The following is a 13,248-nucleotide window of genomic DNA, read 5'->3' as shown; positions in this document are numbered from 1 at the left end:
GGAGCGTCATGTTCCTGCCGCTTTTTTGTTTTTCGTTTGGAAGAGGCCTTTATGCAAATCCGTGCAATGACTTGGCTGGCCCTGGCCCTGGTGGCCGCGCTGGCTGGCTGTGGCGAAAAGAAGACCGAACTGGGGCAGGGCGGATCGGTCGTCTCGGGCTCGGCGGGCCCTGAAGGCGCGAAGAACGCGGCGCGCGAACTGGTGCGGTGCGACGCGCCCGTGGCCACGCTGGCCTTGGCCGAAAACCCCAACGGCTACATCATGGGCTCGGGCTACCAGCTGCCTGCCTCGCCTGTGCCGCTGGTCAAATTGCTGGCGCAGCAAAGCGGTTGCTTTCGCGTCGTGGACCGCTCGGCGGGCCTGCGCGGCACGGTGCAGGAGCAGGACCTGAAAGACGCGGGCGTGCTGCGCAAGAACTCCACGGTGCAAAAGGGCCGGGGCTACGAGGCGCAGTACACGCTCACTCCCAGCCTGACGTTCAGCGAGCAGGATGCGGGCCGGGGGTTGTCCGGCGTCATCGCCATGATTCCGGTGCTGCGCGACATCGCGGGCCTGGCGGGCCTGGTCGAACAGGTGAAGTTCAAGGAAGCCCAGACCGCGCTGCTGCTGTCGGACAACGAAACCACCGAACAGGTGGCGGCATCCACGGGCGCGGCACGCTCCACCGACCTGGGCGTCGGTGGATTGGTGTTCGGCAAGCTGGGGGGCGCGGCAGGCGCCGGCTGGAGCAACACCAACGAGGGCAAGGTGATCGCGGCGGCATTCCTCGATGCGCACAACCAGCTGGTCACCCAAGTGCGCGCGCTGCAGGCCAAGGAAATGCCACCCCCCGTGGCGACGGCGCGCAAAGCCTCGGGCGGCTGAGAGGGCGTGCCGGCGGGCTGTAGAGGCGGGCGGCACGGAGCCGGCTGGCGCCGGGATGGCATGGCATCGAGCCCACCCCCGGCAGTGACGGCGCCGGGCAGGTGGCATGCATCGTGCTCACGGCAGGCGCATCGCACCGCGCGCTGCGGAGGGTCGGCCGACACGGTCGAATCCGTCCAGCCAGCCTGTGCGGCAGAGGGCAAACCCCCATGCCGACGGTGTGCAGCGCCCTTGGGGCATGCATCACAATCTGGGCCATCGCCCAGGCAAAAGGACTTCCTGTGTCTCACGCGTCTCCCTTCACGGCCGCCCCCGAGCAGTGGCTGCGCTACATGCCTGCGGCGCAGCATCAGCGGCAAGAGTTGAGACTGGTCGAGAACGCGTGGGACCACCTGTCCCTGCTGTCTTCCCTGTCGCTGTTGTCCGCCAAGGCGTCTTCCGGCGCCGACCTGGCGCAGGCCCGCAGGGACTTCGCCGCGCTGTCGGCCGACCTGCTGCGCGGCCTCGCGGGCGAGGCCCTCAAGAACCGCATTGCCGACATCGCGGCGCGCGCCCAGGTGTGCATCGACGTGCTGGTGCGCAATCTCTTCGAGCGCACGGCCGACATCGGGTTCTTCGCCACCGACGTGGGCGTGGCCGCCTTCCTGGGCGATCCCTCGCCGGAAACCCGCCCCGCCATCGAAGCCCGCCTGCGCGAGTACGCCGACAAGTACACGGTGTACGGCAACATCTTTTTGTTCGACACCGCGGGCCGGCCGTGCGCCCAGCTGCAGGCGGTGGAGCCGCTGACACCGGCACCGCAGGCCGAGGCCGATCGCGCCTTTCTGCAAGCGGTGCTGCAAAGCCATGCGCCCTATGCCGAGCATTACGCGGTGCACGGTTTCAGCGGCGAGGCCGGCAAGACGCTCATGTACGCCCGCCGGGTCGACTTTGAGGGCCAGCCCGTGGGCGTGCTGTGCCTGCAGTTCAAGCTGGCCGATGAGATGCCGGCCATTTTCGATTCGGTGCAGGACGGCGGCGCGCTGCCGGGCCAGGGCGGCGATGCGGTCCTGGCGCTCGTGGACGCCGAGGGCCGCGTGCTCGTCTCCAGCGACCCGTTGCAATTGCCATCCGGCTGGAAGCTGCCGCAGGCCGCGGCGGCGGGCGTGCAGCCGGTCAGCCACGCCAGCCGGCGCTACCTGATGGCCGTGCGCGATACCCAGGGGTTTCAGGGCTATGCGGGGCCGGGCTGGCGCGGTGTGGCGCTGCTGCCGCTGGACGTGGCCTTCGACGAGGCCGCGCAAGACCCGGCCGAAGCTTTCCCCGTCGAGCTGGCCGGCCATGCCGACGTGCTGTCGCAGGAACTGCGCGACATTCCCGGCCGCTCGGCCGCCATCCAGTCGGCGCTCGAACGGTCGGTGTGGAACGGCCTGTTGGACCTGCACCAGCTGGGCGGCGATGCCGCGGTGCCGCGTGAACTGCAGTTCGCCAAGACCCTGCTGTCCGAGATCGGTGCGACTGCCCGAAAGACTGCCTTGGCCTTTGCCGGCGCGCTGCAGGACCTGTACGGCGTCGTGATGCGATCGCTGCTGAGCGATGCGCGGGGCCGGGCCTCGCTGGCGATGCAGATCCTGGACCGCAACCTGTACGAACGCGCCAACGACTGCCGCTGGTGGGCGCTCACGCCGCAGTTCGCCCGCACGCTGGAAGCGGGCACGCGCGGCTGCGGCCAGGCCACGGCGGTGCTGCAGGAGATCAACCGGCTCTACACGGTGTACGCCAGCCTGGTGCTGTTCGACCGCGAGGGCCGCGTGGTGGCCGTGTCGCGGCCCGATCAGGCCGAGCACGTGGGTGCCCAGCTCGACGAGGAATGGGTGGGCCGCTGCCTGCGCCTTCAGGGCAGCCAGGGCTACGTGGTGAGCCGCTACGGGCCGAGCCGTTTCTACGGCCAGGGCCCGACATTCGTCTATGCCGCGGCGGTGAGGGGCGACGGCCGCACGGCCGGACACACCGAGGCCCGCACCGGCGCTGGCAGCCGCAGCGCTGCCGGGCCGCTGCTGGGCGGCATCGCCATCGTGTGGGACGCGGCGGAGCAGCTGTCTTCCATCCTGGCCGACTGCGCCGTGGGCGCAGGCCCGCAGGACGTTCTGGCGTTCGTGGACGCGCAAGGCGCGGTGGTGTGCGCGGCAGGCGACGCAGTGGTGGCGGCGCTGCCCGAACTGGCAGCGGGCCACGCGGAGTCCCGCATGGCGGTGCTCGGCCCCCACCTGTACGCGCTGGGCTTCGCGCGCGGCCAAGGCTACCGAGAATTCCGCGCGCAGGACGGTTATGACCACGGCCTGGGCTGCACGGTGTTGCGCCACGTGTGCCAGCACCACGCCGCCGTTCCGCTGGCGCCGGCCCTGTCCACGCAGCCCGGGGTTCGGGCCGACGCGGCGCATGGCGTACAACTCGCATCGTTTCGCATGGGCGCGCAGTGGTTCGGGTTGGAATCCGCCTCGGTCGTGGAGGCCGCGCCCGACGTGACCGTGCTGCACGCGGGCGGTCTGCGGGCCCCTTTCCTCGGCCTGGCGCAGATCGGCCAGCGCGTCTGCCCGGTGGTGGACCTGCGCAGCCTGATCGCGCCCACCGAGGGCGGGGCGCCCGTGCCGGCGCCGCGCGGGGGCGACCCGAACCGGCAGATCGTGGTGGTGCGCGCCACGCTGGACGATGGCCGTGTGCAGGAGTTCGCGCTGCGCGTGGATGCGCTCGGCGCCATCCTCGAGCTGGACCGGCGTACCCTGCAGCCGGTCAGTGTGGGCACGGCAGCCGGCGCGCCGGCGCTGGTCGATGCGGTGGTACCCGTGGCGACCGCTGCGACGGCGAGCCAGTCGCCCGGCCGGGCCATGCTCTGCCGCATCTCGCCGCAATGGCTGCAGCAGTGCGCGGCGGGTGCGTTGGTGGATGCGCCCCCGCAGGAACTGCAGGCCCTGCTGGCGGCTGCGGCGTGACGGGTTTGCCCGGCGGCTTCAAGATTCCGGAATCGGTGCTGGTGGTGATCCACACGCCGGCGCTGGAGGTGCTGCTGATCCACCGCGCCGGCGGCGGCGACCACTGGCAGTCGGTCACCGGCAGTAAGGACTGGCCCGACGAGCCCTTCGAGGACGCGGCGGTGCGCGAGGTGCAGGAAGAAACCGGCATCGACGCCCGCGCAACCGGCTGCGTGCTCACCGACTGGGCGCTGGAGAACGTGTACGACATCTGGCCGCAATGGCGGCACCGCTACGCCCCGGGCGTGGTGCGCAACCGCGAGCGGCTGTTCGGCCTGTGCGTGCCGCCCGGCACACCGGTCGTGTTGAGCCCGCGGGAGCACGTGGCCTGGCGGTGGCTGCCGTGGCGCGATGCCGCGCTGGCCTGCTTTTCACCCTCCAACGCCGAGGCGTGCCTGATGCTGCCCCGGTTCGCGCCGCCCGATTGAGCGGGGCGCGCTGCTACATCGGCCGCAGGCGCAGCACTGCGGCCAGGTCGGCCGGCTCGGCGGCCGATGGAAACGGCGAGGACGTGGAAGGCAGCGATCCGTTGCCGGCGCCTCCCGGCATGCCGGGCGGAACGGGCGCAGTGGCTGCGCTGGAAACGCGCAGCAACAGCCCGCCCGGCTTGCGCTCGGTGGCCTGGCCCAGCACTGCGCGCGGCGTGGTGGTGCCGCACCGGGCGCGCAGCGCATCGATGGCTTCCTGCCGGCCCGCCGCGTCGTCGAACCGCGCGGCGTGCCGGGTCAGCATCTGCTGCGCCATGTCGAGCAGCTTGGTGTTGAGCGTGGTGTGTGCGCTTTCGAGCAGCTGCGCCACCGCGCCGCCGGGGTCGCCGGCCAGGCTCATCGCCACGGCGTTCTCGGCGGTCTTGTTGATCTGCGGCAGGCAGCCGCGAACGATGTCCGAATAGTCGGGATAGGCCTGGCAAGCGTTGGCCATCAGCTCGCACAGCCCGCGCGTGTTGGCGTAGCGCATGCCGATGGCGGTGACCCAGGCCACGCCCTCGCTGAGGTCGATGGACGTGGCGGCCAGCACGGCGAGCAGGCTGCTCAGGTTGCAGGCGGCTTCGTAGTCGAAATCGCCGCTGCCGATCTCGCGTGCCATGGCGCGCACCTCGGCCACCGCCTGGGCGAACTGGCGCTGCTGGATCTGCTGCAGCGTGCGCACGACTTCGCTGAAGCGCTGCACGCGCCGGCTGTCGCCATGGCGCTCCAGAATGCGGGCGAAATCCGCCATGCAGCGTTCCAGCCCCTTGCGGTCATTGCCCGCGGAGTGCGAGAAGGCCAGCAGCACGAGCGATTGGTAGTCGAAGAGCTTGGAGTCGATGCCCAGCACCGCCGCGCGCGACAGGGCCTTGGCCGCCGTCTCGCGGTCGCCCATGTAGTGGGCCATCATGCCGAGCTTTTGCTGGCGCACCACCGAGTCGGGCGTGAGACTGCTGGCCGTGCGGTACGTGGCCATGGCGTCGTCGAAATGGCCCATCTCGACCTGCGCGCGCCCGAGCACGTCGTAGGCATCGGCGAACGAGGCGTCTTCGCCGATCAGCCCTTGCAGCGTGGTGATGGCGCGGGGCGCCTGGCCGGATTCGATCTGCGCCCGCGCCACGCCGAGCTTGGCCCAGGGCAGGGCGCGCGCCTCGATCACGGCTTCGAACAGCGTGCGGGCCTCGTCGTGGCGCGCCAGCCGCAGCAGCAGCTCGGTGCCGATGCGCGCGGCATAGAGCCAGTACGGCTTGCGCGCCTCGAAGCGCTCCACGCACAGTTGCGCGGCGGCCTCGAAGTCTTCCTGCCCGATGGCGTCGAAGATGGGGCGCAGGTGCGTCTTGCGCAGGCGGGCCAGGCCCAGCCGCTCGAACAGCGCGCTGGGCGTGAAGGGTTTCAGCAGGTAGCCGTCCAGCGCGGATTCGGCCGCCTCGGCCACCGCGGCATACGAGGCCTCGGCGGTGACCATGAAGAACACGGTGGAAAACGGCAGCATCTGCGCGCGCCGCAGATCGTCCAGCAGCGTCTGGCCCGACTGCCCGGATTCGGCGAAATACTGCTCGCACAGCACGTAGTCGAACACGGTGTGCTCCAGCCGGCTGCGGGCGTCCTGCACCCGGCTGCACTGCACCACGCGCTGGATGCCGTATTCGCGCAACTGCGCCACCAGGATGCTGCGCGAGGTCGCGTTGCTGTCGATCACCAGCGCCTGGGATTCCGTGGAGTCTGGTTCTTTGGCGTTGGCCATGGCAGTGCGCGCGGATCCCGGGTGGAGCAAAGTCCACAGTGTAGGCGGCGGCCCGTCCGCACGCGTGAGGAAAAGCGGCCCTTTGCCCGGCTGACACCGAAGCGACGCGCGCCTGCGACACAATCGCGCCATGGAATCTTCCGACATCCTGCGCGTCGCCACGTACAACATCCACAAAGGGGTCCAGGGCCTCGGCCCCGCCCGCCGCCTGGAGATCCACAACCTGGGCCACGCGGTGGAGCAGCTCGATGCCGACATCGTGTGCCTGCAGGAGGTGCGCAAGATGCACCGCCGCGAGCAGCAATACTTCCAGCGCTGGCCCGACATGCCCCAGGCCGAGTTCCTGGCCCCTGAGGGCTACGAGGCCGTGTACCGCACCAACGCCGTCACCCGACACGGAGAGCACGGCAACGCGCTGCTCACGCGCTGGCCGGTGATCGGGCACCGGCACGAAGACATCTCCGACCACCGCTTCGAGCAGCGCGGCCTGCTGCATGTCGAGGTCGAGATCCACGGCCGCCGCGTGCACGCCATCGTGGTGCACCTGGGCCTCATTCCCGGCAGCCGCGTGCGCCAGGTGGCGCAACTGCAGCGCTTCGTCGCCCGCGAGGTGCCGCCGGACGAGCCGCTGGTGGTGGCCGGCGACTTCAACGACTGGGGCCTGCAGGTCAAGCGCGCGCTAGCGGCCTGCGGGCTGTACGAATACGAAGAAGCGCCCCGCACCTTCACCTACCCCGCGCGCCTGCCCATGGTGCAGCTCGACCACGTCTATGTGCGCGGGCTCACGCCGCTCGGGCTGCACGTGCCGCGCGGGCGCATCTGGTGGCGCATGTCGGACCACCTGCCGCTGATCGCCGAGTTCCGCCTGTGAACCGCGGGGGGCGTTGACCATGTCGCAATCCGCCGGGTTGGGGGGAGACCACCGCGTTCGCCTGCTGCAGGGATCGGAAGAACTGTTCGCCGCGCTGGTGGCGAACATGGACGCCGCGCTGTCCGACATCCAGTTCGAGACCTACATCTTCGATTGCACCGGCACCGGCGCCGGCATCGCCGAGGCGCTGGTGCGCGCTGCCGAGCGCGGCGTGCGCGTGCACCTGGTGGTGGACGGCGTGGGCACCGGCACGCTGCCGGGCCCCTGGCCCGAGCGCTTCGAGGCGGCCGGCGTGCAGATGCAGGTGTATTCGCCGGTCGGGCGGCTGGGCCTGCTGCTGCCGCGCCGCTGGCGCCGGCTGCACCGCAAGCTGTGCGTGGTCGATGGCTGCGTGCTGTATTGCGGCGGCATCAACGTGCTGGACGATCTGCACGACCCCAACCACGGCGTGCTGGAAGCGCCTCGCTTCGACTTCGCGGTGCGGGTCGAGGGGCGGCTGGTGGAACAGGCCAACGAAGCCATGGAGCAGATCTGGTGGCGCCTCAAAGCCGTGCGCGATGCGCGCCGCCATCGCCTGGCCGATGCGCTGCGCCACCTGCGGGCGGCCAGCGCCGCCCGGCGCGCGCAGGAGCGCACGGCGGACGCCGGCCCCGGCATGCGCGCGGCGCTGTTGCTGCGCGACAACCTGCGCAACCGCAGCCGCATCGAGCGGGCCTACCGCCGCGCCATCGGCAATGCGCGGCAGGAGATCATCATCGCCAACGCGTACTTCGTGCCCGGCGGCAAGCTGCGCCGCGCGCTGGTGCTGGCCGCCCGCCGCGGCGTGCGCGTGCGCCTGCTGCTGCAGGGCCGCTACGAATATTTCATGCAGTACCACGCGGCCCGGCCCGTGTACGGCGCGCTGCTCAAGGCCGGCGTGGAGATCCACGAATACTCGCCCAGCTTCCTGCACGCCAAGGTGGCGGTGGTGGATGCGCTGGGCGAACACCCCTGGGCCACGGTGGGCTCGTCCAACCTCGATCCGTTGTCGCTGCTGCTGGCGCGCGAGGCCAACGTGGTGATCGAGGATGCGGGCTTCGCCGCCGACCTGCGCGAGCGCCTGGTGCACGCCATGGAGCACGCGGGCCAGCCCATGGACCCGCGCGCCTACGCCGAGCGCCCCTGGCGCCAGCGCGCGCTGGACCGCATCGCCTTCGCCATCATGCGGGCCGCGCTCTGGGTGACCGGCAACCGCTACTGAGCCGGCGCAGCCTCGGGATGTTGCTATTATTTTAATAGCTATACCCCCTAGGGGAATATGCGCTGGAGGCCAAAAACACTCAGCAAGCCATGGCGGGCATTCGCTGGTACGATGCCGCCCATGTTCAGACAACTCGCCGCCGACTCGAACGACGCGCCGCCCGAAGAGGGCACGCCCGTTTCCACCAAAATCCGCGAACGGCTGGCCGCGGCACGCAAGCGCTTCAATGCGAACGACAACATCGCCGAGTTCATCGAACCCGGCGAGCTGGAGCAGCTGCTCGACGAGGTCGAAACCAAGATGCAGGGCGTGCTCGACAGCCTGGTCATCGACACCGCCACCGACCACAACACCCAGAACACCGCGCGGCGCGTGGCCAAGATGTACCTCAACGAGGTCTTCAACGGCCGCTACGCGCAGCAGCCGCCGATCACCGAGTTTCCGAACGCCGAGCACCTGAACGAGCTGATGATCGTCGGCCCGATCACCGTGCGCAGCGCCTGCAGCCACCATTTTTGCCCCGTCATGGGCAAGATCTGGATCGGCGTGTTGCCCAACGAACACACCAACGTCATCGGCCTGTCGAAATACGCGCGGCTGGTGGACTGGGTCATGGGCCGCCCGCAGATCCAGGAAGAGGCCGTGGTGCAACTGGCCGACCTCATCATGGAAAAGACCCAGCCCGACGGCCTGGCCATCGTGATGGAAGCCAGCCACTTCTGCATGTCCTGGCGCGGTGTGCGCGAGATGGACAGCAAGATGCTCAACTCCGTGATGCGCGGCGTGTTCCTCAAGGACCCCGCACTGCGCCGCGAATTCCTCTCGCTCATTCCCGGAAGGACCTGACATGCTCGTACGCCTGCTTTACGCCAGCCGCGCCGTGGACCCGTCTCCCGATGCGATCGAAGCCATCCTCAGCCAGTCGCGCCAGCACAACCCCACCTGCGGCATCACCGGCGTGCTCTGCTACGGCGGGGGCGTCTTTTTGCAGGCGATCGAGGGCGGCCGCTCCGCCGTGAGCGACCTCTACGGCCACATCCAGAAAGACCCGCGCCACAAGAACGTGGAACTGCTGCACTTCGAGGAGATCCACGAGCGGCGCTTCGGCGGCTGGACCATGGGCCAGGTCAACCTCACCAAGATCAACCATTCGATCTTGCTCAAATACTCCGAAAAGCCCGAGCTGGACCCGTATTCGGTGTCGGGCCGCGTGTCGTTCGCGCTGCTGGAAGAGCTGATGGCCACCGCGTCCATCATCGGACGCGCCTAGCAGCGGCGGTTTTTTTCGCGGTTTTTCACCGCCTTTCTCGCTGTTTGGCGCCCCGAGGCCGCAGGCACCATGCGCTGCGGCCTCTTGCATTCGGGCCTTCCTCCGCTGTCTCGCTTCCTTCCGGTTTTCTTTTTCTTCTTCTTCTTTCAGCGCCGTGACCTTCAACGCCTTCGCGCTCATCCTGCTGGCCGGCCTCATCCACGCCTGCTGGAACATCGCGGCCAAGAAGGCCGGCGGCGATTCGCGCTTCGCCTTCTTCACCTCGGTGCTGATGATGGTGATCTGGGCGCCGCTGGGCTGGTGGCTCGGGCGCGACGCGGTGCCCGAATGGGGCGCGAAGGAATGGGGCTTCGTGGTGGCGAGCGGGCTGCTGCACGTGGCGTACTACGTCATCTTGCTGCGCGGCTACCGCAAGGCCGACCTCACCGTGGTGTACCCGCTGGCGCGCGGCTCCGGGCCGCTGTTGTCCTCGTTCGTCGCGATCACGTTCCTGGGCGAGCAGATCTCGCTGCTCGGGGGCTTCGGCATCGCGGGCGTGGTGGGCGGCGTGTTCCTGATCGCCGGCGGCCCGGCACTGCTGCGCGCGGCACACGACCCGGCGGCACGGCAACGGGTGCATGCGGGCATGCGCTACGGCGTGCTCACCGGCGCGTTCATCGCCAGCTACACGGTGGTGGACGGCTACGCGGTCAAGGTGCTGCGCATGTCGCCGATCCTGGTGGACTACATGGGCAACTTCGTGCGCGTGGCGGTGCTGGCGCCCGTGGTGCTGCGCGACATGCCGGCCGCGCGCGTGCTGTGGCGCGCGCAGTGGCGCTTCGCGCTGCTGGTGGCGCTGGTGAGCCCCATCGCCTACGTGCTGGTGCTCTATGCCATGCAGGAGGCGCCGCTGTCGCACGTGGCGCCGGCGCGCGAGGTGTCGATGCTGTTCGCGGCGCTCATCGGCGGGCACCTGCTGGGCGAAGGCGACCGTGCGGCGCGCATCGCGGGCGCGGTGCTGATCGCTGCGGGCGTGACCGCGCTGGCGCTGGGCTAGCCGGGCATGGACCCGTCGAACGCCACCCCGACGTTGCCGTCGCTGCCGTTGCCGCCAGTGCTGATCGGCTGCGACTTCTCCAGCAGCCCGAGCCGAGCCAAACCCATCGTGGTGGCCACCGGCCAACTGGCCGGCCCGCGCGTGGTGCTGACGGGGCTGGAGCGTTTCGACACGCTGGCCGGGTTCGGCCAATGGCTGGCCGAGCCCCGCGCCTGGGTGGGCGGGTTCGACCTGCCGTTCGGCCTGCCGCGCGAGCTGCTCTCGCACTTGAACTGGCCGCTCACCTGGCATGCCAGCATGGAGCACTACCGCCGCCTGAGCCGCGCCCAGATTCGCGAGACCTTCGCGGCGTTCTGCGACGCGCGGCCGGTGGGAGGGAAGTTCGCGCACCGTGCCACCGACGGCCCCGCGGGCTCCAGCCCGTCGATGAAATGGGTCAACCCGCCCGTCGCCTACATGCTGCACGCCGGCGTGCCACTGCTGCTCGACGCCGGCGTGCATCTGCCCGGCCTGCACGACGGCGACCCGGCCCGCGTGGCGCTGGAGGCCTATCCCGGCCTGCTGGCCCGCGAGATCCTGGCCCGGCGCAGCTACAAAAGCGACGACCGCGCCAAGCAGACGCCCGACCGCCTCATCGCCCGCAAGGACCTGGTCACCGCGCTGGAGAACGGCGCCACGCGGCTGGGGCTGCGCCTCAAGCTCACGCACGCGCAGCGCGACGCGCTGGTGGACGACGCCAGCGGCGACCGGCTGGACGCCGTGCTGTGCCTGGTGCAGGCCGCGTGGGCGCTGCAGCGCCACCAGCAGGGCGACGCGCTGTATGGCCTGCCGCCGGGCCTGGACGCGCTGGAGGGCTGGATCGTCTCGGCGCCCTGGCCGGAAGGCGCTGCGGGTGCGCCGGTGCCTGTTCGGTCGCCGTGACGTGATGTGAGGTGATGAAGGCGGCAGGGCCACAATGCACCCGGGGCGCATTTCAGCCCGGTTCTTACCTTTTCTCGCAGCCATGACTTCGTTGCCCGACCGTTGCTCCATCCGCCAGCCCGGGGCTGTGGCGTTGCGCTGCTGCGCCGCGCTGGTGGCGGCTGCATGCCTCGTCGGCGCGGTGGGGGCGGCGCCTGCGCCCTGGTACTTCTGGCGCAGCAAGATCGACGGCAAGCGCGTCTGCGCCCAGGTGTCGCCGGGCGCGGGCTGGGAGCGGGACAGTGCTCCCTACGACGGGCCGGGCTGCGAGCCGCGCCGCCGGGTGTTCGTCATCCCGATGCGCTGAGCGCCATCGGTTTGGCGCCGGGGCGCTACACGCCGGCCTGCTGGTGCCGCCATTCCTGGCTGCGCCCGCCGTACCCGTACGCTGCGGCGCGGGCATCGATCAGGTGGATGTAGCTGACCTCGTGCAGGCGCGGCAACAGGTCGGAGAACGCTGCGTAGACCTCGCGCAGATAGCGCGCCTTCTCGGCCTTGGTGTTGGTCTCGTCGGTGATGCTGATGTCCAGGTGGAACGCGCTCTGGCCCAGTTCCGCCAGCGAGGCACCGCCCACGAACCACTGTTCGGCCGCAATGAACTGCACGGTGGTCGCGATGACGGGCAGTGCCTTGCCCAGCACGCGCTGGGTGATCTCTGCGACGGCGTCGGTCGCGCGGCGGGCGAGGGCGGCATCGGCAGGGCCGGAGAGGTGGATGACGGTATGGGGCATGGTGCGTTGCTCAGGGTGGTGGACGAATGCGGTGATTCTTTGCGCGCCACATCCTTTTGAAAAGCGGGATGTACGGATACCATCCATCGGTTTTTCCGTTGGATCGCTTTGGGCCGCCATGAACACCTTTCCTCTCGACCAGCTTCGCACCTTCGCCGCCGTGATCGACGCGGGCAGCCTCACGGCCGGGGCGCCGCGGGTGTTTCTGTCGCAGTCCGCCGTCAGCGAGCAACTGCGCAAGCTGGAGGAGCAGGCCGGGCAGTCCCTGCTGCTGCGGTCCAAGGCCGGCGTGCAGCCGACGGCGGCCGGCGAACGGCTGCTGGGCCACGCCCGCAAGCTGCTGGCGCTCAGCGAAGAGGCCTGGCGCGATCTGCATGGCGTGGCGCTGCAGGGCACGCTGCGCCTGGGCATCACCGATTACTTTCGCCCTGCCGAACTGGCCGGCCTGCTGGCGCGCATGGAGGCGCAGTACCCGCAGGTGCGGCTGCAGGTCACCGTGCAGAAAAGCGGGTTGGTCGAGGCGGGGTATGCCGACGGTGAATTCGACGTGGCCCTCACCATGGCACTGCCGCCGTCGCGCCACGGCAGCGGACCGGGCGCCGGCACGGCCGTGCGCACGAAGGCGACCCGCGCCAAACCCACGGCCCAGGGCCGCGCGGGGTCCAGCCCGCGCCTTTTGCGCCAGGAAGCCCTGCACTGGATGGCCGCGCCCGGCCTCATGCGCACCCGTGGCGAGCCGCTGCGCCTGCTGGCCCTGCCCGACAGTTGCTCGCTGCACCAGTTCGCCGTGTCGTTGCTGCAGCGCCGCCGGGTGCCCTACAGCATCGCGCTGCTGGCTTCGGGCGTGGCCGGGCTGCAGTCCGCGCTGGCGGCGGGCCTGGGCGTCGCTTGCCTCAATGCCTCGGCGCTGTGTGCCGGCGTGCGGCCGCTGCCGGCACCCCACGGCCTGCCGGTCTTGCCGCAGGCGGGGTTCTTCCTGCTGCCGCCACGGACCGGGGAGTCGGAGTTCGTGCGCGAGGCACGCGAGGTGCTGGCGGCGGGGTTCGGCTGAGCCAGT

General features: G+C 70.2%; 13 protein-coding genes. 11 read left to right on the top strand and 2 right to left on the bottom strand.

Annotated features, from left to right (window positions below):
• The first annotated feature begins 51 nt into the window (after positions 1 to 51).
• The 3 genes from BLT03_RS05720 to nudB all read left to right on the top strand — a co-directional run bounded on the left by BLT03_RS05720 (position 52) and on the right by nudB (position 4,300).
• Positions 52 to 864 carry a CsgG/HfaB family protein gene (locus tag BLT03_RS05720; protein ID WP_092741245.1) on the top strand — a complete coding sequence of 271 codons (813 nt, stop codon included), beginning with the start codon at positions 52 to 54 and terminating at the stop codon, positions 862 to 864.
• Between the two features lie 281 nt (positions 865 to 1,145).
• The gene (locus BLT03_RS05715) at positions 1,146 to 3,833 is read left to right on the top strand and encodes a chemotaxis protein CheW (RefSeq protein WP_245711257.1); all 2,688 of its coding nucleotides are present in this window, start codon (positions 1,146 to 1,148) and stop codon (positions 3,831 to 3,833) included.
• A complete protein-coding gene (nudB, locus tag BLT03_RS05710; RefSeq protein WP_434802331.1) occupies positions 3,830 to 4,300 on the top strand; it encodes a dihydroneopterin triphosphate diphosphatase in 471 nt (156 codons plus the stop codon). The genes BLT03_RS05715 and nudB overlap by 4 nt, the downstream gene beginning before the upstream one ends.
• Positions 4,301 to 4,313: 13 nt before the next feature.
• On the opposite strand, the gene BLT03_RS05705 is transcribed toward nudB, so the two are convergent.
• Positions 4,314 to 6,083, bottom strand: coding sequence for a response regulator (locus BLT03_RS05705; RefSeq protein ID WP_092741239.1), 1,770 nt, complete (start codon positions 6,081 to 6,083; stop codon positions 4,314 to 4,316).
• Positions 6,084 to 6,213: 130 nt separating this feature from the next.
• Between BLT03_RS05705 and BLT03_RS05700 the strand changes: the two genes are divergently transcribed.
• The 7 genes from BLT03_RS05700 (at position 6,214) to BLT03_RS05670 (ending at position 11,767) form a co-directional block, all read left to right on the top strand.
• Positions 6,214 to 6,954 carry an endonuclease/exonuclease/phosphatase family protein gene (locus BLT03_RS05700; RefSeq protein WP_092741237.1) on the top strand — a complete coding sequence of 247 codons (741 nt, stop codon included), beginning with the start codon at positions 6,214 to 6,216 and terminating at the stop codon, positions 6,952 to 6,954.
• 19 nt (positions 6,955 to 6,973) lie between these two features.
• A complete protein-coding gene (gene clsB / locus BLT03_RS05695) occupies positions 6,974 to 8,194 on the top strand; it encodes a cardiolipin synthase ClsB (RefSeq protein WP_092741235.1) in 1,221 nt (406 codons plus the stop codon).
• 120 nt (positions 8,195 to 8,314) lie between these two features.
• Positions 8,315 to 9,040 carry a GTP cyclohydrolase I gene (gene folE, locus BLT03_RS05690; protein ID WP_092741961.1) on the top strand — a complete coding sequence of 242 codons (726 nt, stop codon included), beginning with the start codon at positions 8,315 to 8,317 and terminating at the stop codon, positions 9,038 to 9,040.
• Position 9,041: 1 nt separating this feature from the next.
• Positions 9,042 to 9,464, top strand: a complete 423-nt coding sequence (locus tag BLT03_RS05685; RefSeq protein ID WP_092741233.1) for a BLUF domain-containing protein — start codon at positions 9,042 to 9,044, stop codon at positions 9,462 to 9,464.
• 154 nt (positions 9,465 to 9,618) lie between these two features.
• Positions 9,619 to 10,500 (top strand): EamA family transporter, encoded by an 882-nt coding sequence (locus tag BLT03_RS05680; protein WP_092741231.1) that lies wholly within the window; start codon positions 9,619 to 9,621, stop codon positions 10,498 to 10,500.
• A gap of 6 nt (positions 10,501 to 10,506) precedes the next feature.
• On the top strand, positions 10,507 to 11,421 hold the full coding sequence (locus BLT03_RS05675) for a DUF429 domain-containing protein (RefSeq protein WP_092741229.1): 915 nt from the start codon (positions 10,507 to 10,509) through the stop codon (positions 11,419 to 11,421).
• 82 nt (positions 11,422 to 11,503) lie between these two features.
• Entirely contained in the window at positions 11,504 to 11,767 is a 264-nt protein-coding gene (locus BLT03_RS05670) for a hypothetical protein (RefSeq protein WP_092741226.1), read from the top strand.
• A gap of 25 nt (positions 11,768 to 11,792) precedes the next feature.
• Here the strand turns inward: BLT03_RS05670 and BLT03_RS05665 are convergent, their stop codons facing one another.
• The gene (locus BLT03_RS05665; RefSeq protein WP_092741224.1) at positions 11,793 to 12,191 is read right to left on the bottom strand and encodes a tautomerase family protein; all 399 of its coding nucleotides are present in this window, start codon (positions 12,189 to 12,191) and stop codon (positions 11,793 to 11,795) included.
• A 118-nt stretch (positions 12,192 to 12,309) separates the two neighbouring features.
• Here BLT03_RS05665 and BLT03_RS05660 point away from each other — a divergent pair, with 118 nt between their 5' ends.
• Positions 12,310 to 13,242 carry a LysR substrate-binding domain-containing protein gene (locus BLT03_RS05660; RefSeq protein ID WP_092741222.1) on the top strand — a complete coding sequence of 311 codons (933 nt, stop codon included), beginning with the start codon at positions 12,310 to 12,312 and terminating at the stop codon, positions 13,240 to 13,242.
• Positions 13,243 to 13,248 lie beyond the last annotated feature (6 nt).

The organism is Paracidovorax valerianellae (assembly GCF_900102625.1).
GTDB classification, from domain to species: domain Bacteria; phylum Pseudomonadota; class Gammaproteobacteria; order Burkholderiales; family Burkholderiaceae_C; genus Paracidovorax; species Paracidovorax valerianellae.
Note: the sequence above shows the minus strand (reverse complement) of the source record. Positions and strands in the feature narration are given on the sequence as shown.

Excerpts from the sequence above, each read along its gene's own strand:
- BLT03_RS05670 (WP_092741226.1), top strand. The coding sequence starts at position 11,504 with ATGACTTCGTTGCCCGACCGTTGCTCCATCCGCCAGCCCGGGGCTGTG.
- BLT03_RS05705 (WP_092741239.1), bottom strand. The coding sequence starts at position 6,083 with ATGGCCAACGCCAAAGAACCAGACTCCACGGAATCCCAGGCGCTGGTG.
- BLT03_RS05665 (WP_092741224.1), bottom strand. The coding sequence starts at position 12,191 with ATGCCCCATACCGTCATCCACCTCTCCGGCCCTGCCGATGCCGCCCTC.
- clsB (WP_092741235.1), top strand. The coding sequence starts at position 6,974 with ATGTCGCAATCCGCCGGGTTGGGGGGAGACCACCGCGTTCGCCTGCTG.
- BLT03_RS05685 (WP_092741233.1), top strand. The coding sequence starts at position 9,042 with ATGCTCGTACGCCTGCTTTACGCCAGCCGCGCCGTGGACCCGTCTCCC.
- folE (WP_092741961.1), top strand. The coding sequence starts at position 8,315 with ATGTTCAGACAACTCGCCGCCGACTCGAACGACGCGCCGCCCGAAGAG.
- BLT03_RS05675 (WP_092741229.1), top strand. The coding sequence starts at position 10,507 with ATGGACCCGTCGAACGCCACCCCGACGTTGCCGTCGCTGCCGTTGCCG.
- BLT03_RS05700 (WP_092741237.1), top strand. The coding sequence starts at position 6,214 with ATGGAATCTTCCGACATCCTGCGCGTCGCCACGTACAACATCCACAAA.
- BLT03_RS05660 (WP_092741222.1), top strand. The coding sequence starts at position 12,310 with ATGAACACCTTTCCTCTCGACCAGCTTCGCACCTTCGCCGCCGTGATC.
- BLT03_RS05720 (WP_092741245.1), top strand. The coding sequence starts at position 52 with ATGCAAATCCGTGCAATGACTTGGCTGGCCCTGGCCCTGGTGGCCGCG.